13 protein-coding genes and 2 tRNA genes are annotated in these 18,483 nt (G+C 51.8%); 6 read left to right on the forward strand and 9 right to left on the reverse strand.

Annotated features, from left to right (window positions below; genetic code table 11):
• Window positions 1-23 precede the first annotated feature (23 nt).
• Together OGV69_RS12600 and OGV69_RS12605 are read left to right on the forward strand one after the other, a co-directional pair.
• On the forward strand, window positions 24-1,916 hold the full coding sequence (locus OGV69_RS12600) for a flavin monoamine oxidase family protein (RefSeq protein WP_069324221.1): 1,893 nt from the start codon (window positions 24-26) through the stop codon (window positions 1,914-1,916).
• 3 nt (window positions 1,917-1,919) lie between these two features.
• Window positions 1,920-3,128, forward strand: a complete 1,209-nt coding sequence (locus OGV69_RS12605) for a c-type cytochrome (RefSeq protein ID WP_069324220.1) — start codon at window positions 1,920-1,922, stop codon at window positions 3,126-3,128.
• A 43-nt stretch (window positions 3,129-3,171) separates the two neighbouring features.
• On the opposite strand, the gene pdxR is transcribed toward OGV69_RS12605, so the two are convergent.
• Window positions 3,172-4,647, reverse strand: coding sequence for a MocR-like pyridoxine biosynthesis transcription factor PdxR (gene pdxR, locus OGV69_RS12610; protein WP_069324219.1), 1,476 nt, complete (start codon window positions 4,645-4,647; stop codon window positions 3,172-3,174).
• A gap of 106 nt (window positions 4,648-4,753) precedes the next feature.
• Between pdxR and puuE the strand changes: the two genes are divergently transcribed.
• From puuE to OGV69_RS12630, 4 genes are all read left to right on the forward strand, one after another.
• A complete protein-coding gene (puuE, locus tag OGV69_RS12615; RefSeq protein ID WP_069324218.1) occupies window positions 4,754-6,016 on the forward strand; it encodes a 4-aminobutyrate transaminase in 1,263 nt (420 codons plus the stop codon).
• 176 nt (window positions 6,017-6,192) lie between these two features.
• Window positions 6,193-7,248 carry an ABC transporter substrate-binding protein gene (locus OGV69_RS12620; RefSeq protein WP_069324217.1) on the forward strand — a complete coding sequence of 352 codons (1,056 nt, stop codon included), beginning with the start codon at window positions 6,193-6,195 and terminating at the stop codon, window positions 7,246-7,248.
• Window positions 7,235-8,239 (forward strand): FecCD family ABC transporter permease, encoded by a 1,005-nt coding sequence (locus OGV69_RS12625; RefSeq protein WP_069324216.1) that lies wholly within the window; start codon window positions 7,235-7,237, stop codon window positions 8,237-8,239. The genes OGV69_RS12620 and OGV69_RS12625 overlap by 14 nt, the downstream gene beginning before the upstream one ends.
• On the forward strand, window positions 8,236-8,988 hold the full coding sequence (locus OGV69_RS12630; RefSeq protein WP_069324215.1) for an ABC transporter ATP-binding protein: 753 nt from the start codon (window positions 8,236-8,238) through the stop codon (window positions 8,986-8,988). The genes OGV69_RS12625 and OGV69_RS12630 overlap by 4 nt, the downstream gene beginning before the upstream one ends.
• Here OGV69_RS12630 and OGV69_RS12635 read toward each other — a convergent pair.
• The 8 genes from OGV69_RS12635 to OGV69_RS12670 all read right to left on the reverse strand — a co-directional run bounded on the left by OGV69_RS12635 (window position 8,975) and on the right by OGV69_RS12670 (window position 18,483).
• Window positions 8,975-9,697, reverse strand: coding sequence for a substrate-binding domain-containing protein (locus OGV69_RS12635; protein WP_069324214.1), 723 nt, complete (start codon window positions 9,695-9,697; stop codon window positions 8,975-8,977). The two genes, OGV69_RS12630 and OGV69_RS12635, sit on opposite strands and share 14 nt — an antisense overlap.
• 4 nt (window positions 9,698-9,701) lie before the next feature.
• A complete protein-coding gene (locus OGV69_RS12640; protein ID WP_069324213.1) occupies window positions 9,702-11,309 on the reverse strand; it encodes an FAD-NAD(P)-binding protein in 1,608 nt (535 codons plus the stop codon).
• A gap of 215 nt (window positions 11,310-11,524) precedes the next feature.
• Window positions 11,525-11,601 (reverse strand) — tRNA-Val (locus OGV69_RS12645).
• 4 nt (window positions 11,602-11,605) lie between these two features.
• Window positions 11,606-11,682, reverse strand: a tRNA-Val gene (locus tag OGV69_RS12650).
• A 402-nt stretch (window positions 11,683-12,084) separates the two neighbouring features.
• The gene (trpS, locus tag OGV69_RS12655) at window positions 12,085-13,089 is read right to left on the reverse strand and encodes a tryptophan--tRNA ligase (RefSeq protein WP_069324212.1); all 1,005 of its coding nucleotides are present in this window, start codon (window positions 13,087-13,089) and stop codon (window positions 12,085-12,087) included.
• Window positions 13,090-13,306: 217 nt separating this feature from the next.
• Complete coding sequence (locus OGV69_RS12660; RefSeq protein ID WP_069324211.1) at window positions 13,307-15,091, reverse strand: diguanylate cyclase; 1,785 nt, start codon at window positions 15,089-15,091, stop codon at window positions 13,307-13,309.
• Window positions 15,092-15,209: 118 nt separating this feature from the next.
• The gene (locus tag OGV69_RS12665) at window positions 15,210-16,319 is read right to left on the reverse strand and encodes an AI-2E family transporter (RefSeq protein WP_069324210.1); all 1,110 of its coding nucleotides are present in this window, start codon (window positions 16,317-16,319) and stop codon (window positions 15,210-15,212) included.
• Between the two features lie 235 nt (window positions 16,320-16,554).
• Window positions 16,555-18,483 (reverse strand): putative bifunctional diguanylate cyclase/phosphodiesterase, encoded by a 1,929-nt coding sequence (locus OGV69_RS12670; protein WP_087856340.1) that lies wholly within the window; start codon window positions 18,481-18,483, stop codon window positions 16,555-16,557.

Here is an 18,483-nt window from a genome sequence, read left to right on the forward strand (position 1 = left end):
GTGTAGCAATAAGGAAAAAGTTAATGGCAATTACCCGACGTGATTTTCTCAACGGCGTCGCGGTGACCGTTGCGGCGGGGCTTACCCCGCTGGAATGGGTCAGGGCGGCAGGGAAGGAAAACGCATTTATAGATGGAAGTTATTATCCGCCTGCGCTGACGGGGCTGCGGGGCAATCATCCTGGATCGTTTGAAATGGCGCATGCCGTGGGCCGTGAGCATAAACATTTTGATTTAAACGCCTTGCCTATTGAGGAAGAGTACGACCTGGTGATTGTGGGCGGCGGTATTAGCGGCCTGGCTGCCGGTTGTTTCTGGCGTCAACTTGCCGGACAAAATAGCCGGATTTTGATCCTCGATAATCATGACGATTTTGGAGGACATGCCAAACGGAATGAGTTTACCAGCTCGGGCAAGAAACTACTCGGCTATGGCGGCAGCGAAGCATTCCAGTCTCCGGCGCATAATTTCAGTCCCGAAGTGCAAAAGCTGATGGAAACTGTGGGCGTCAGCGTCACGCGGTTGAAAGAGAGTTTTGACGTAAACTTCTATCCCGACTGGCAGCTCAGTCGCGGCGTTTTTTTCGATAAAAAGAATTTTGGCGAAACAAAAATCGTCAGCGGCGATCCGGGACGGGCGGTATCTGATGATATTCCGCCGGACAGACTGAATGGACGCAAGATCGAAGACTTTATCAATGATTTTCCGCTAAGCGAGAACGACAGAAAAGCGTTAATCGATCTGCATGTACATCCTGCGGACTACCTTCCGGGTATGACGATTGATGAGAAAACTGAATGGCTGGATACTCACAGCTACAGTGAGTTTCTGGCGACAAAAGTCGGTTTGAGCAAAATGGCGCTGCTCTATTTTCAGCAGCGTTCTAACGACTTCTTTGCCATTGGCATTGAAGGGATTTCCTGTAGCGATGCCCGGGCGTGCGCCTTACCGGGTATGGAAGCGCTGGGATTACCCCCGCTGGACGGAGAGTCGCTGGCAGACCTCGAAGAGCCGTATGTTTACCATTTTCCGGATGGAAATGCCGGTCTGGCCCGACTGCTGGTCAGGTATATGCTACCGGATGCGCTACCGGGTACCACCATGGAGGACTCGGTCCTCGCCAGACTGCATTATGAAAAACTGGACCTGCCGGAAAACACCACGCGTCTGCGCCTGAACAGCACAGTAATTAACGCCGCCAACGTACCGGATGGCGTGGTTGTCAGCTATCTGCGGGACGGAAAAATGCATCGCGTTCGTGGTAAGAACACCATTATGGCGGGTTATAACATGCTGATTCCGTATCTGGTGCCAGAGATGCCGGAACAGCAGCAGGCGGATCTCAAACTGAACGTGAAAGCGCCGCTGGTATACACCAACGTGGTGGTTAAAAACTGGCAGGCATTTAAACAGCTTGGCGTGCATGAATTTTACTCTCCGGCAGCCCCCTACAGCCGGGTTAAGCTCGACTATCCGGTCAGCATTGGCGGGTATCAACACCCAGCCTCACCGGACGATCCGATGGTGATTCATATGGTCTACGTCCCCACGTATCCTGGCAGTAACCTCTCGGCCAGAGAGCAGTTCCGGCTGGGGCGGGCCTATTTGCTGGGAACGACATTTGCGGCGCATGAAGAGATGATTCGCGCCCAGTTGCAGGAGATGTTTGGCGCAACAGGCTTTGATAATCAACGCGATATTGCCGCCATTACGGTTAACCGCTGGGCGCATGGCTATGCCTATTACCCTAACTCGTTGTTCGACGACATGGACAAAATGCCCGAGATTATCGAGCGGGCGCGCAAGCCAGTTGGTCGTATTGCCATTGCTAACTCCGATTCTGACTGGGGGGCTTATGCTCATACGGCGATCGATCAGGCATGGCGAGCGGTTAATGAACTCAAGGAGATGGGGTGATCTATGCGTAATGTAACCGTTCTTGCCGCCTGTTTATTTACCGCCACGGTTTCTGCGGCTGAAACTCATGGCGAATACATCGCGAGGATTTCTGACTGCGTAGCCTGTCACACGACGGAAGGTGGCGCGGCGATGGCTGGGGGCAAAAAGTTTCCCACTCCGCTTGGGGATATTTATTCGACCAATATTACGCCAGATAAGACGCAGGGGATTGGTAGCTACGCATACGAGGATTTTGAAAAGGCGGTACGTCAGGGGATTGCCAAAGATGGTCATCCGCTTTATCCCGCCATGCCTTATCCCTCTTACGCGAAGCTTTCTGACGAGGATGTTCAGGCGCTGTACCGCTATTTTATGCATGACGTCACGCCGTCGGCACAACCCAATAAAGAGAATGCCATTCCGTGGCTACTCTCCGCCCGCTGGCCGCTGCATATCTGGAACTGGTTGTTTACCGACGCGCCAGAGACGGCTGTTGCGAGCGCGAAAACGGATGAAAACGCGGTCCTGCTAAAACGAGGCGCTTATCTGGTGGAAGGCCCGGGCCACTGCGGATCATGCCATACACCGAGAGGTGTGGCGATGAACGAAAAAGCGTACAGCAATGCCGATCCCGAGTATCTGAGCGGCGCGATGATCGACGGCTGGTATGCGCCGTCGCTGCGGGGCACCGGAATGTCGGAGTCGGAGTTAAAATCGCTGTTGCTGACCGGTAAAAGTAAACATGCCGCGGTTTCTGGTTCGATGGCTGAAGTCGTTACGCAAAGTACACAGTATCTGACGGACGAAGATGCCACGGCGATCGCACAATATCTGCTGAGCCTGAAAAGTACGAAGCCTGAAGCGGGGCGTACCGCAGCGACTACGGCATCCTGGTCGAATTCAGCCGAGGCGGGCAAAGTGACCTATAACCGCTACTGCTCAACGTGTCACGGTCTGGAAGGCAAAGGTACGGATGATAATGCACCTTCGTTGATCCGCAATCCGCTGGTGATGGTGGATGACCCGACGCCGCTGTACAGAGTGATTGCCTATGGCGCAGAAACCCCGACAACGCGGGGCAGCGTCTCCTTTAAGATGCCAGCCTACGGCGGCATGTTAAGCGACAACGAAATGCGCGACGTAATTAACTACGTGCGTAAAAGTTGGGGCGAAGGGAATGGTGAAGTAAGCCAGCAGGATCTGGCTGGCGTTAAAAAAGCGTCACATTAAACAGCATGCCGGATAAGGTGCGAGCACCGCTATCCGGCAGTGCTTATACGGCGTTTTCCCTGATAATCGTCGCGAGTCGGGAAAACGCCGCCGCCATTTCATGTTCTTCAATACTGGCAAACCCCAACAGCAGGCCGCTGCATTTCTCTTCATTCACGTAGTAACGAGACAGCGGACGCACCAGCAGATCTTGCGCATTCGCTTGCCGGGCTATGGCGACGTCATCACTTCCGGCGGGTAGCTGTAAAATCATATGCAGCCCGGCGTTGCTGCTGAAGGATCCAAGATAATGCTCACCAAGTTGGCGGGTAATAAGTTCCACCAGCATCTGGCGACGACGACTGTACAGCTGGCGCATTTTTCGAATATGCGCCGCGTAGTATCCCTCGCGGATAAACTCCGCCAGCGCGGCCTGAATCAATAAATGTCCGCCGCGATAGAGGTCGTTATGAACCTTTTTAAGCGGCGCGGCTAGCGGTTTGGGCAGTACTACATATCCGAGTCGCAGTGCGGGATAAAGTGTCTTACTGAATGTTCCGATGTAGATAACCGGCGTCTCTTCCTCCAGTCCCTGTAATGACGGAATAGGCTGCCCGGAAAAGCGAAACTCGCTATCGTAATCATCTTCTATTATCCAGCTTCGCGTTTCGCGGGCGCGCAAGAGAAGCTGTTGCCGACGGCTCAGACTCATTACCGAACCGAGCGGATACTGATGTGACGGTGTCACAAAAATCAGCTTCGGTGCGGGTTCTGTTGGGCCTGGCGGAATCATACCTTGCTCATCAACCGGGATTGCCGAAAAGTGAACCGCGTTGATGCGTAGAATGTTTTTTATCCCCCAATAGCCTGGCTCCTCAATCCAGGCACTGTCACCCGGATTGCACAACGCACGCGTAACCAGATCCAACGCCTGGTGAATACCTTCAGTAATCAGAATTTGATCAGGCGAACAACGTACACCCCGGGCGGTGCGCAGATAGTCTGCCAGCGCTTCTTTCAATTCACTCACCCCGCCTGCGGCATCGTAAGTGAGAAACGCCGGGCGCAGTCGCCTTGCCAGCCGATCCTGGATTTTTTTGAGCACCCGGTGAGGAAAATGCTGAACATCAGGCACGCCAGGAATAAAGGCTCCCCATTGCCGGGGACTGGCGCTGGCATGCCCCAGCAGTTCAAGGCAGCGGGCAGATAAGCGGGTGTGATCCTCAAGCGCAACAGCCACTGGCTCTTTGTTGGGGCGGAGGTCGAGATTGTCGAGCACGCTGTCGCTAACGAATGTGCCGCTGCTGGTGCGCGCAGAGATATAGCCTTCGGCCTGCAACTGCTCGTAAACCCGCAAGACGGTGTTTCGCGATAACGTCAGTTCGCCCGCCAGATCCCGCGAGGGAGGCATGCGGGTAGCCGGTTTCAGGCTACCCTCAAGGATGCAACTACAGATGGCGGCATACAGGCGACGATGTAATTTTTCATCTGCCTGCTGGCTAAATGCTTGCTTGATCACATCTCCGGCAAGTGAACGCATTTGGATCCTTAAAATAAAACGATTTGGCTCTCGATTAAAGTACCAGATGGCGTCTAAATTTAAAGGGTAATTCAACTGAAATGTATTTATGGACAAGGTGTAGAGAATGAACAATAAAAACCTGCAACAACGTCGTCTGGATGCCACCCCGCGTGGCGTGGGTGTCATGTGTGATTTTTACGCCCAGTCGGCAGAAAACAGCACGATTACCGATATTGAGGGCAATCAGTATATTGATTTTGCCGCCGGGATTGCCGTGCTGAACACCGGGCACCGTCATCCTCGTCTGGTGCAGGCAGTCGAAGCCCAACTGCAGGCTTTTACCCACACGGCTTATCAGATTGTGCCGTACGAAAGCTATGTGTCTCTGGCTGAGAAAATCAACGCCGTTGCGCCGATTGACGGTAAACGCAAAACCACATTCTTTACTACCGGCGCAGAAGCCGTGGAAAATGCGGTGAAAATCGCCCGCGCGCATACCGGTCGTCCCGGTGTTATCGCTTTTGGCGGCGGTTTTCATGGACGTACCTACATGACGATGGCGTTGACCGGCAAAGTAGCGCCCTATAAAAAAGGGTTCGGCCCGTTCCCGGGTTCCGTTTACCATGCGCCATATCCTTCTGAGTTGCAGGGTGTCTCCACGGCGGATTCGCTAAAAGCGATTGAACGCCTGTTTAAAGCCGACATCGATCCAACTCAGGTTGCGGCGATTATCTTCGAACCGGTCCAGGGCGAAGGTGGTTTCGTGGTGGCGCCGTCGGAGTTTGTTGCCGGGATCCGCCGTATCTGTGATGAGCATGGCATCGTGATGATTGCCGATGAGGTGCAAAGCGGTTTTGCGCGTACGGGGAAACTGTTTGCGATGGATCACTACGCCGACAAAGCGGACCTGATGACAATGGCAAAAAGCCTGGCGGGTGGGATGCCGCTGTCTGGCGTGGTAGGCAAGGCAGAAATTATGGATGCGCCTGCGCCGGGTGGTCTGGGTGGTACCTATGCCGGCAACCCGTTGTCGATTGCGGCGGCGCATGCGGTACTGGATATTATTCGTGATGAGCAGTTGTGCCAACGAGCAGCGGCTCTCGGCGAACAACTGCGCGCCACCCTGACTGATGCGCAAGGATGGTGCCCTGAGCTGGCCGAAGTGCGCGGCTTAGGCTCAATGGTTGCTGCTGAATTTTGCGATGCAGCGACGGGGGAGCCCAGCGCTGCCGTCGCGCAACGCGTGCAGAAGAAAGCCCTTGAGCAGGGATTGCTGTTGTTAACCTGTGGCCAGTACGGCAACGTTATTCGTTTCCTTTACCCGCTGACAATTCCGCAGGATCAGTTTGTGAAAGCGCTCGATATCATTAAAGCTGCGACGAAATAGTTTAGCCACTCAGTATCAACAAAAGCCGACGGTGGTCATTGCCGTCGGCTTTATTTTTGCCCACAAAAATTGATCTTCCTCGTGTGTAGCGCGGTAATTATCGCTAATGGGTTGCCAGTTATATCGTTATATAATTTAATATATATCGTTTTTATTCCTCATCCAGATGGTACCCCATGTTAACTCTCCGTTCTTTTGTGCTGGTTTGCGCCAGCTTCCTGGTGGCGTTCTCCGCGCAGGCCGAGCGTACGATTACCGATCAGCTTGGTCGTCAGATCACGATTCCAGACCATGTCGACAACGTGGTTGTGCTGCAACACCAGACGCTGAATATTCTGGTGCAACTCAACGCCCAGCAAGACATTGTTGGTGTAATGTCGAGCTGGAAAAAACAGCTCGGACCTGAATTCGCGCGTTTTATGCCGAAGATAACGACATTGCCGACGCCGGGCGATCTCACCAGCGTGAATATCGAGAGCCTGCTGGCGATTCACCCACAGGTCGTCTTTGTTGCCAACTATGCGCCTACGGAGATGATTCAGCAGATTCAGAACGCCGGTATTCCGGTGGTCGCGATCTCATTGCGTCAGGATGCTGATGGTCAGCAGAATAAAATGAATCCGACTATGGCCGATGAAGAGCAGGTCTACAACGAAGGGTTAAAGCAGGGAATTCGCCTGATTGCGGATGTTGTGGGGCGCAAAGCGCAGGCAGAAACGTTGATCGATTACGTTTTTGCGGCGCGGGCAAAGTTCAACGCGCCAGTTGCCAACATTCCTGATGCGAAAAAGGTGCGTATTTATATGGCTAACCCTGATCTGATGACTTACGGCTCCGGGAAGTATACGGGACTGATGATGCAGCATGCGGGGGGATTAAACGTAGCGGCGGCCAGTGTGAAAGGCGCCCGTCAGGTCGCGCTTGAGCAGGTATTAGCGTGGAATCCGCAGGTGATTTTTGTTCAGGACCGTTACCCGCAGGTGGTGACGGAGATCCAAAACGATCCCAACTGGCAGGGGATTGATGCGGTGAAAAATCATCGCATCTGGCTGATGCCGGAATACGCCAAAGCCTGGGGGTATCCGATGCCGGAAGCCTTGGCGATAGGTGAACTGTGGATGGCCAAAAAACTGTATCCGGACGCCTATAAAGACGTGGATGTCGATGCGCAGGCGCAAGACTACTATCAGCGTTTTTATCGTGTGAACTGGCAGTCTGATGCAGCTAAGTAACCGCATTTTACCCCAGCAGCCGCTGCTAATGGCGGCGGTCTTATTACTGGGCGTCAGCTCGCTGTGCCTCGGACAATATCCGCTGTCGTTAAGCGAGGTATTTTACCATCTGACGCACTATAGCGACGCCGCAGGGATTGCCAGCCAGATTGTCTGGACGGTGCGGTTACCACGAATTCTGATCGCGTTGCTGGCGGGGGGCGCGTTGGGTTTATGCGGTGCGACGCTGCAAGGGGTATTTCATAATCCACTGGTCGACCCGCATATTATCGGCGTAACGTCGGGGGCTGCTTTTGGCGGTACGCTGGCGATTCTGCTCGGTCTTTCGCCGTGGCTGATGATGGGCTCAACGTTTTTCTTCGGTCTGACGGCGCTGATTCTGGTGTATGCCATCGCTACATTGCAGGGGCTGGAGAATACGCTGGTGCTGATCCTGTCGGGTATCATTCTGAGCGGTTTCTTTGCCGCACTGGTGAGTCTTATTCAGTATCAGGCGGATACCGAAGAGACGTTACCGAACATTGTGTTCTGGCTGCTGGGGAGTTTTGCGACGGCCAACTGGCATAAAGTTCTGCTGTTGGCGATTCCGGTGGGTATCGCCGCGACGGTTTTGTATCAGTTACGCTGGCGGATAAATCTACTATCGCTCAATGATAAAGATGCCAGAGCGCTGGGCGTGGCGGTGGTTCCTCTGCGACGCAGCGTGCTGGTGTGCTGCGCTTTTTTAGTCGCCGCTCAGGTGGCGGTAAGCGGCAGTATTGCCTGGGTCGGTCTGGTTATTCCGCATCTGGCACGTTTGCTGGTGGGTGTCGATCATCGTCGGTTGCTCCCTTGTGCCTTCTGGCTGGGGGGCGGTTTTATGATTGTGGTGGATGATATTGCGCGCACCCTGATGCCTGCGGAGATCCCGCTGGGGATCATCACTGCATTATTTGGCGCGCCGCTGTTTGCTCTTTTACTCATCCGCAACAGCCGTCGGAGGAAACAATGAAATCTGTCGCACTGCGCGTGAATCGGCTGACTTACGGGTATCGCGCACCGCTATTTGAGCCGCTTACGTTCAGTTGCTGGAAAGGTGAGGTCTGGGCGGTGCTGGGACGTAACGGTCTGGGTAAAAGTACGCTGCTCGATACGCTAACCGGCACGCTGCCTGCTTTGGGCGGCAGTATTGAGAATGCCGGTGGAATTGGGATTGTGGCGCAACATTGTCATCTGCCGTTTCCCTATACGGTCAGCGATGTGGTACTGATGGGGCGGGCACAACACGTGAAGTTATTTGCGCAGCCCAGCCAGCAGGATAAAAAAAGGGCAGCGCAGGCGCTGGAGCAACTTAATATCGCACATCTTGGCGCCTGCTCGTTTGGTTCACTCTCTGGCGGGCAACAACAGTTAGTGATGATAGCCAGGGCATTGGTCACGGAATGCCAGACGTTATTGCTTGATGAACCATGTTCCGCGCTGGATCTCGCTAATCAGCAGGTGGTGCTGCAGCTCATCAGCGATCTGGCTCGCCAACAAGGCTGCAGCGTGCTGTTTTCAACCCACGATCCGCTGCATGCGCTACAGATAGCCACGCATACGCTGCTGCTGCTTCCTGAAGGAAAATGGCGGGCAGGGGCGACGGACAGTATCGTGACGGAAGATAATCTGTCCCATGCCTATGGATTACCGCTGCGAAAAGTGAACGTTGACCATTACCAGACGCCGTTTATTGCGCCGCTGTTTTCTATTCGTCGGTAAGTGGTAGAAAACCGGCGGCGATCAGAAACTCCTGACCGCCGTTGCCGAGCATAAACTCAACCAGCGCCAGCGCATCTTTGGATGCCTCCAGCAGCGCCAACTGGTATTCACATTGAATGTTATATTCAGCCGGAATCGCTACATAACGAACGTTGGGTAGTGCGCGGAGCGTTTTTGCATAATGCGCGTAGCCGATAAACAGATCGGCCAGTCCCTGACGCAGGATCCAGGCGCTGGCCAGTTCTCCCGACGGGATCCTCACGGTGTCTCGACCGCCAACCAGGGGAATGGCCCTTTCGCGAAGCTGCTGCCCAAGGCCCGTCTCCAGCGCATCCATCTTGTCAAAAAATGCCCAGGTATAATCCCCGGAAGGGTCACTGCCGGGCGTAGAGGTACCAATTCGCAGGGTAGGGTTTCGCAGCAAATCCAGCCATTCACCGGTCCGGTTGGTAACCAGACCCAGTTGGTTCCAGCAAAAGGTGTGCGTTGAGAGAGCTTTATGCTGAGCCAGAAGGCGCTGCGGATGCTCCTGACTGGCCGAAGCAAACAGCGCACAGGGTTCGCCTGCTTCAATCCGCTCGCGCAGTAAACCGGCTGGACCATATTCCACTTTCACATCTATTCCACTTATGTGCGTGAAATGGGTTATCAGCGGAGTCAGTGCCGGACGTAAACTGCCGGCTGCAAGCAGAGTGATGGAAGAAGACATCGTGTCACGCCTCGTAACAGGGTAAGCGTCGACGAAGACGCGTGGCTGGCCGGGAAATGGCATGCGCGACGCACTGGCCAATTTCTGCGCAGGCAGTAAGCCCTTGCACAAACGGTTGATCGTGCATCAGCCAGGGAAGTGCGGCGAGCGCAATGCGGCCCCGGACAATATCAGGCGCCTGTAACGTATAGTCATCGCCGACATCCGGTATTTCCTCACTCGTGGATTGCAGTTGATCCCGCAGCGATGGAAATGGCAGATCTTTAATTTTTAACGCTTTCTGGCCTCTGGCATCGATAAAAACGTCAAACTTATAGGTTTCGCCCTGAGCGCGTATCACCGTCATTTTCTCTTTTTGCTCTAACTGATAATCCTGACCGAGCGCGCGAATATTCAGGATCCCGGCCTCACGCAGCGCCAGTAATCTACGGATCGACTGTGAAGGAATGGCTGCATAGTTATCGATAAAGACGCGAGCAAGTCCATTGTTAAACCGCTCTCTGTCTTTCTCATCCAGCCACGGGACAATTTCCTGTACGGCCTCATGCAGTCGCAGAATAGCGTAACGCCAGGCAACCGTGTGTTTTTCACGTTTATTGCGTTCGACTTCTTCAAGATTGGCTGCGGCCCAGCGAAACGGATCGTGCTTTTTACGGGCAGCGAACCAGACATCTGTAAAGCTGTCGGCGTTCAGGGAAGAGAGGGCGACTTCTTTGCTCCAGACAGGGTCTGCCAGCTCAATTTCTTTGGCTATGAGCATAAAGATCCTGTCCAGCAGCCCAGCAGAACCAACTGCAATACATTGTTCCAGTGCCTCAGTAGTCACAATGGAGAGTGGTTCATAGGGGAGAGGGCAGTAAAAATCGGCTTCCGGTAGAATGCCAGAACGGGACATGAGGAGAATGTTGAGATCCTGACTGCCTTCATTTCTTTCGAAATGAACACCCTGCGCATCATCTAATACAAACCTACCGTGTTGTGCGACGACGGCCATAGCCGCATCAATAGCGCTCAGCGACGTACCCAAAATTCCTACATTACACGCCGGGATTTTTGCCTCCATAAGCCCGGTCCACGGACTCGGGAAGAAGGTACGTGATGCGCTTTGTGCATCAGGCCAGACGTGACCCGTGGCGATGACAGCCAGATCAAAGTGCTCCGGGTCGTTATGATCGCTGCAAATAACAACGCCATCCGTTGTGGCTTTGACATCCTTGACCTGACAGGATTCGTGTACGGTGATGTTAAACCCCTGTTTGTCCGCAAGGTCTACAAGGCGTAAAAACTGGTCACGAAAATATTCACCGAGCAGAATTCGCGGCAGAAATTGTCGGTCATGCAGCGAGGCGTGTTTCACGCCATAACGGGCTAAATGTTCAACGCTTTGTTGGCGTAACCAGTCGAGATAAGAAGAGGTAATGGGGGGTATTTCAATACTGGCGATATTTGCCAGCATCAATCGCGAGTTTTCCTCATCGCTATAGGGCATGCCTACCCCAGCTTCATTCGATTGTTCGTAGAGGCTAATTGAAAGCGGGGTTTGATGCTTGAGAAGCGCGAGTAACGTATAGATTCCTGTCGGTCCCGTACCGACGATAGCGATCTTGTTCATCTTATCCACCTGATATTATTTTTATGCCCTGTGATCGATGTTCTGTGTCGGCATTGTGCCGAAAACAAGCGAAGCAGGATAAGTGTGGTCGATAACGGCGCAGGAGACAAACGGGATAGACAGCAACAATAGCGAAATCGCTCAGGACGGCAACAACTATTCGGGGATTTTATCGAGAATAATGTAAGGGGAAAGGCACCACATCAAAAGTGATATGGTGCGTCCGAGTGGACTCGAACCACCGACCCCCACCATGTCAAGGTGGTGCTCTAACCAACTGAGCTACGGACGCAATATGGTGCGTTCAATTGGACTCGAACCAACGACCCCCACCATGTCAAGGTGGTGCTCTAACCAACTGAGCTATGAACGCAACGTTGTAGGTGACAACGGGGACGAATATTAGCGGCACAGACCGAATGAGGCAAGAGGGAAATCGCATTTTTCTTCCGGATCTCACGCGTTTGCAGAGTAATTAAGCAAGTTGATTATATTTTGTTGATTTTGCAGCGTGTTTTTTATTCAGGGGGGAGATAGACTGGACATTAGTGGTTAACTGATATCCGAAAAGTTGATAGTGAAAAAAAGCCTGCATGGGCACGGACCCTGGCAGGCGTAAAGAAGAGAATTCGAACTTTTTATAATGAGGCGTAATAATAAGATAGTTACATCTCACTCTCTTAGTAGCGGTTATGCTTTTGAAAAACTTAAGCGTAACCACATTTTTTAATGTTTAGCGGGAGTTATCAGTCATCCTGTATTTTTCTATTCGTGTTCAGAACACCGGTAAACCGAGCCCTTGTTTCACTTCTCTTAATGTTTGCTGTGTGACTTCGTGCGCCTGTTCACTGCCTTTTTTCAGCATCGCCATCAGCATGCCTTTGTCCTGAATGTAAGTTGCCCGACGCTCACGCATCGGCGCGATGAGTTCTTGCAAGCACATCTCCAGCTCATTTTTGCATGCCCTGTCACCTAATCCACCGCGCTGATAATGCGCTTTCATCTCCGCCACTTTGATTTTATCTGGGTGAAACGCGTCGAGGTAGGTGAATACGATATTGCCGTCAATCTGCCCCGGATCGGACACTTTCAGATGATTAGGGTCGGTGTACATTGCGCTGACGGCGCGATGAATGGTTTCCTCGCTGGCGGACAACAGAATTGTATTACCTAGTGATTTCGACATCTTGGCGTTACCGTCGATACCGGGCAGACGACTGGTTTCACTCAGCAACGCTTTACAATGCGACAAGACTGGGGCAGGTAATAAGCTGTTCATTTTATGCACTATTTCATTGGTCTGTTCAATCATCGGCAGTTGATCGTCGCCGACCGGAACCACTTCAGCTTTGAAGGCTGAAATATCTGCCGCCTGACTGATGGGATAAACCAGAAAGCCAACCGGTAACGAGCGGGCGAACCCTTTCTGCGCAATTTCGTTTTTGACCGTAGGATTTCGCTCAACGCGCGCCACGGTAACAATGTTCATATAAAGCGCGGTCAGTTCGGTAAGGGCGGGCAAGGCCGATTGCAAACAAATGGTGGTGAGTAAGGGGTCTATGCCCGCGGCGAGATAGTCAGCCAGCACTTCGGGAATGTTGTTTTGGATCTTTTGTGGCGTACTGCCGTTATCGGTCAGTCCTTGCAGGTCCGCGACCAATATAAACTGCTGATAATCGTGCTGCAGGGTGGCGCGTTGGCGCAACGAGCCAACATAGTGGCCGAGATGCAGCGGGCCAGTAGGACGATCGCCAGTGAGGATGATGGTTTTGTTGTTCATATAAGACTCCTTAAGCGTAAAACCGAAAGGGGTCTTCAAATGCAAATAACCGCCTTTCGGCGGTTATGTAAAATGGGGAAACACATTCTGACCGCCTTTAAGAAGGCAGCCACCACAGATTATGAGTAAAAGCGTTGATATCGTGTCTGGTGTTCATCCTGTCAACTTACCACTACCTGACGTAGAGGTAAAGCAATGCGCCAACAACTGACATAGTTCAGCTCGCTTCCAGCATGCCAAAGCTCACAATGCGCGAGCGCCCCAGTTCTTTTGCGCGATACAGCGCGACGTCTGCGGCACGCAGCAGATTATCGCTTTGGGCATGCTGCGGGTAGCTGGCAACACCGATAGAGACATCCACGTGACCGATATCGGATACGCCAAAGCGCAGTGACAATTCGCGTACGCCGTTGTAAATATCCGTTGCAAAGCTATTGGCCGCCTGTTCATCCGCACCTGCCAGCAGGACCAGAAACTCTTCGCCACCGTAACGGAAAGCCATGCCGCTGTCGTGGACAACGCGCTGAATAATGGCGGCGATACTTTTTATCACACTATCGCCCGCCTCATGGCCAAAGCGATCATTGATGTTTTTGAAATGGTCGATATCGATCATCAGGCAACTGATCGGTTCTTGGGTACGAACCGCCTGGCTCATCTGGGTACGGAGAGTATCTTCAAGATGATGACGATTGCGCAGACCGGTTAGTGGATCGTATAGCGCTTTCTCCAGCAGCGCATCGCGCAAGCGTTGGTTGGCTAATGCCAGGCCGAGTGCTTCTGCCATCAGTTCCAGGTAGGCGCGGGATGAGGTGGAATCCTCGCTGAGATTCTGGAATGAGAGCAGGCCGATGGCTTCACCCTGGGCAATCAGCGGCACGCATAAGGTATGCCGCTGACACGACTCAGGCAGATGGTAGCAGGCGATATCCGGTTCGCCTTGTACCGGTGGATGGCTCTGGCCACGGCGTACCGCCCAGCATTCGTCCGGGTGAAACGCATCGGCTTTACCCTCTGGTGAGAGCCACTGCGCAACGCAGCGCATCTGCCAGGGCTCCCGATCCAGTATGTACAGTCGGCCGGCGATACCTGGAGCAATATTCGGCGCGAACAGTTCCGCCACATTAATAACATCGGCAAAACTTTCGCACCCCTGCAGACGCTGCGTCATGCGCGCCAGCAGTTCGCGGATCCCCCAGTCGGCGTCTCTCTCTTTCTCCAGCCGCTGACGGGCCAGCCCGTTCTCGCGAAAAATCCGGATCGCCTGGGCCATATCGCCAATTTCATCGATCTGGTTAAAGCTGGGTGTCTCGACAGCATAATCTTGCGATGCCAGACGGTTAACTACATCGCTCAAACGCACCACCGGGCGCAGCACGCGGCGCTTCAATATAAATCCAAGAACGAACAAAAAGAGCAGCGCCGTAAGACCGACCATCACTTCAGAGGCTGTGCGCAGTGTACGTGACGCCTGAGTGGCATCTTCAATGGCATTGAGTACACGGTTGTCGAGCAACTGGCGGAAATGGTCGATCCGGTCCTGTGCCTGCTCCAGTTCCTGTTCATAGGTTTTGCTGAAGAGCAGGGCAATCGCTTGTGTATGTTCTCCCCGCGCGACGCTGGTCAGCGCTGCAGTTTGTTCGTCCTGCAGAGCATCAACAATCTGCAATCCTTCATGCAATAGCGCCAGTTCTTCACCTGTCGCTCCGGCATCTTTCAACGCTGCCAGGCGATGCTCAACGGCTTTCAGTGACGCCTCTTTCTGACGATAGTTGTTCAAAGCATCAGGGTCTTTACTGACCACGTAGAGACGCGCCATATCAGACAGCGACCAGGCGTCGAGTTCCACTTCTTCGGTCAGTTGGTCAAATTTATAACGTTGTTCCACCACCTGGCGTTCGGTGTTATCGGCGTTGGACGCCATCAGCATGACAACGCCGGAGGCGATGGTCAGGCATACCGTCGCGCTGTAGGCCCAGTTGGTGATTGTGGCTATTCGCACTGATTAGTTCCTTCTGCGACGATTAATCAATTAGCATGATTGAAATTATAGGAAACGTATGATTTTGCGTGAAAATAAAAAAGGCGGCTCTGGGCCGCCTTCTGTTATCGTCCTGACATCATAAATCTGGAGGATTTTTTCCTTCTTCCATAAAGGCTTCGTCGATACCTTCCACGTTACCGGCATGATCGCGCCCGGAAAACAGGTTCCAGCAGGTAATGAACAGCGCGGCGATCAGCGGGCCAATCACAAACCCGTTAATGCCGTAAATCTCCATCCCGCCGAGGGTGGTTATCAGAATCAGGTAGTCCGGCATTTTGGTGTCTTTTCCTACCAAAAGCGGGCGCAGGATGTTGTCCACCAGACCGACGATAATCACGAAGAACCCGACGATAAACAGCCCTTGCCACAGTTGGTGCGTAGCGAAGAGGAATATGGCTGCGGGTACCCAGACGATTGCCGAGCCGACGGCAGGCACCAGAGAGAGAAACGCCATTAATGCGCCCCACAGAACGCTGCCGTCGATATCCACAATCGCAAACGCGATGCCGCCAAGAATCCCCTGAACTAAAGCCACAACTGCTGTGCCCTTGACGGTTGCGCGCGTTACACCGACAAATTTGGCGAACAAATGCTGTTTGGCAAAATCAGAAAGCGGTAATGAGTCCAGAATCTGGCGTACCAGATAAGGTCCATCTTTTAACAAGAAAAACAGCAGATACAGCATGATGCCAAAGCTGATGGCAAAGCCGAATGTCCCTTTACCGATCAGGAACGCGCTGCCCGCAAGGTACTGGCCGCCTTGCAACACAATGTCGGACAGCTTTTTCTGGATTTCTGCAACATTATCCAGATTGTGTTCTGCGAGGAATCCTCGCGCCCAGCCAGGAAGATACGAAAGAATAGAGGTGACGACTTCGGGAAACTGCGTGTCGTTTTGTTGCAGTTTGTTGTACACCACATTGAGTTCAATGGCCAGCGATGACAGGATCACCATGAGTGGGATAAAGACAATTAAACAGATAATGGCGATGGTTATTAACGATGCCAGCCCGTTGCGTTCGCCAAGTGCGCTGCGCAACCTGTTTTTTACCGGGTTAAAAATAGTCGTTAAGATCGCGGCCCACAAAATGGCGGAAAAGTAGGGGGACAGCACGTCGAAGAACGCCCAGGTAACGAGGGCAAGTATGAAAATGAAGAAACCTTTGGTCAGTCCGTTAAATCGCATCGGTGAATCCTGTAATGAGAAGCAGTCCCGACTATAGAACCGTTCTGAGGATTTACCAACTTTTGCTGAAGATCTCTGCTCAATACTTGCGGATACCGACTCACGTAAGCTCAGAGAGGATATCGTCCCATTATTTTTTTAAACAGGTAATGAAACAGGTCATTTCCGTAAAACCTACATAGTCGGGCAACAGTCTTGTTGCCCAACTTTAACAGCCAGGGATATCCGTTCTGATTTAGCCGTGTCTGATTTTCCCATCAATTCCCGGTTGAGGTTTACCAAACAGATATCCTTGTGCGAAATCACAGCCCAGTGCCTGAAGTTTTTCCAGTTGTTCTTGCGTTTCAACGCCTTCTGCAACAGCCTTCATATTAAGGGATTTCGCCATGCCTGTAATGAGTTTGATAATATTAAGGGCATCGTCCTGGGTAGATAGTGAATGTACAAAGGACTTATCTATTTTTATTTTATCGAAGGCCAGCCGGCTCAACCGGGAAAGAGAAGAATACCCGGTACCAAAATCATCGATGGAGATTTTCACGCCCAGCGCCCTGAGTTTATTCAGCGTATTCATCGGCGTATTACTCTCAGTAAAGATAGAGGATTCAGTGACCTCCAGTTCAAGGCGTTGAGCGGGGAGTCCTGTTTCTTTCAGAATAGTCAGCACTATTCCGGCAAAGGCTTTGCTGCTTAGCTGTACCGGCGAGACATTGACTGAAATTTTGGCCGGAATCGTCCAGGAAGCCGCTTCCGTACAGGCAATTTCCAGCACAAATTTTCCCATCTCGTTAATCATGCCTGTTTTTTCCGCAACAGGAATAAAGCTATCCGGCGACAGGAGGCCCTTTAGAGGGTGAACCCAACGAATAAGGGCTTCATAGCTGTAAATTTCCCGGCTGAAAGAATCCACAATAGGCTGATAATAAACCACGAATTCTTTATTCACTATGGCCATCGCCATATCATGCTCAAGCGTTCTGCTTTCTTGCAGCTTTTCTAACATCCATTGCCGGAAGACTTTTATCTTACCTGAACCTTCATTTTTGGCTTCATACAGGGCCAGATCTGCAAATTTATAAAGATAATCGGAGCGGCGTTCTGTTTCTGATATAACAATCCCAACACAGGTAGTTATGTTTATAATTGTGTTATAAATCGTGTAGGGTTGGCTGATAAAATCGCATATCTTTTGGGCGCGCGAAACGGCCTGGCTCTCTGTCAGACCACTTGAGAGAAACGCAAACTCATCTCCACCTAAGCGATACAGCGTATCTGAAGTGTGGCTCATTGAAATCAGACGGTCCGATATCTGGCGTAATAAAATATCACCGGCATCATGACCATAGGTATCATTTACCTCTTTGAATCGGTCTAAATCAAACAGCATCACAGTCACGGAATCGTTGTTTTTTTCTGCCATCTCGATTGTTTGATTTAAATTCCCCCAGAAGAATTGGCGGTTATTCATATCAGTAAGCGAGTCATGGTAGACGTCATATTCCAGTTTTGCATTCTGGATTTGCAACTTTTCTTTAGAACTCTGAAGTTCTTCAGCGAGACTCTTTACCTGAAGATGCGCGCGCAGAATATTTCTGTTCTGAAAGAATATCAGTACACCCAGTATCGCACTCAGTATGATCAGCAGAACAGAGGTTGCCGAGTAAATATAGTACAGCGTTTGAATTTTAAGGTTGGCGTTATTGATCGAGTTAACATCCTTATTTAACGCACCGGATGAAAGGCGGCCAAGTTGCGAATCCAGCGCATGCATTTTTTTCAGGTATGCCTGGAGTTCTGAACGGTTCATTTTCTCGAGGTTAACGTCCAGATAGTTAAGCGTATTTTCAAGTTTTAACGCCAGTTCACTGTGCGCCTGATTGCTCGCTATATAGTGCCCTAAATCACCTTCTTTTATCAAATCACTCTGGCTAAGCATAATGTCGAGGCGCAGGCGTACCTCATCGAGGCCCATCGTTTCATCGATAGTGTAAAGACCAAGCAATGATTCGAATCGGTAATATTGCGATACCATTTGCGCAGCGGACCATGAATCGGTGTAATGCGTTAATTTCTGTAACTCTTGCTGCCTTTCATGCACCAGGAAGGAAATATACCCAGTAGATATAAAAAGAAAAAATATGATGCCAGCCAGTATTCTGTTCAT

It is taken from the genome of Citrobacter sp. Cc139, assembly GCF_030334645.1.
In the GTDB taxonomy this organism is placed as follows: Bacteria; Pseudomonadota; Gammaproteobacteria; order Enterobacterales; family Enterobacteriaceae; genus Citrobacter; species Citrobacter werkmanii.

Excerpts from the sequence above, each read along its gene's own strand:
- OGV69_RS12630 (WP_069324215.1), top strand. The coding sequence starts at position 8,236 with ATGAAATCTGTCGCACTGCGCGTGAATCGGCTGACTTACGGGTATCGC.
- OGV69_RS12670 (WP_087856340.1), bottom strand. The coding sequence starts at position 18,483 with ATGAACAGAATACTGGCTGGCATCATATTTTTTCTTTTTATATCTACT.
- OGV69_RS12600 (WP_069324221.1), top strand. The coding sequence starts at position 24 with ATGGCAATTACCCGACGTGATTTTCTCAACGGCGTCGCGGTGACCGTT.
- OGV69_RS12625 (WP_069324216.1), top strand. The coding sequence starts at position 7,235 with ATGCAGCTAAGTAACCGCATTTTACCCCAGCAGCCGCTGCTAATGGCG.
- OGV69_RS12620 (WP_069324217.1), top strand. The coding sequence starts at position 6,193 with ATGTTAACTCTCCGTTCTTTTGTGCTGGTTTGCGCCAGCTTCCTGGTG.
- OGV69_RS12665 (WP_069324210.1), bottom strand. The coding sequence starts at position 16,319 with ATGCGATTTAACGGACTGACCAAAGGTTTCTTCATTTTCATACTTGCC.
- OGV69_RS12640 (WP_069324213.1), bottom strand. The coding sequence starts at position 11,309 with ATGAACAAGATCGCTATCGTCGGTACGGGACCGACAGGAATCTATACG.
- puuE (WP_069324218.1), top strand. The coding sequence starts at position 4,754 with ATGAACAATAAAAACCTGCAACAACGTCGTCTGGATGCCACCCCGCGT.
- pdxR (WP_069324219.1), bottom strand. The coding sequence starts at position 4,647 with ATGCGTTCACTTGCCGGAGATGTGATCAAGCAAGCATTTAGCCAGCAG.
- trpS (WP_069324212.1), bottom strand. The coding sequence starts at position 13,089 with ATGAACAACAAAACCATCATCCTCACTGGCGATCGTCCTACTGGCCCG.
- OGV69_RS12635 (WP_069324214.1), bottom strand. The coding sequence starts at position 9,697 with ATGTCTTCTTCCATCACTCTGCTTGCAGCCGGCAGTTTACGTCCGGCA.
- OGV69_RS12605 (WP_069324220.1), top strand. The coding sequence starts at position 1,920 with ATGCGTAATGTAACCGTTCTTGCCGCCTGTTTATTTACCGCCACGGTT.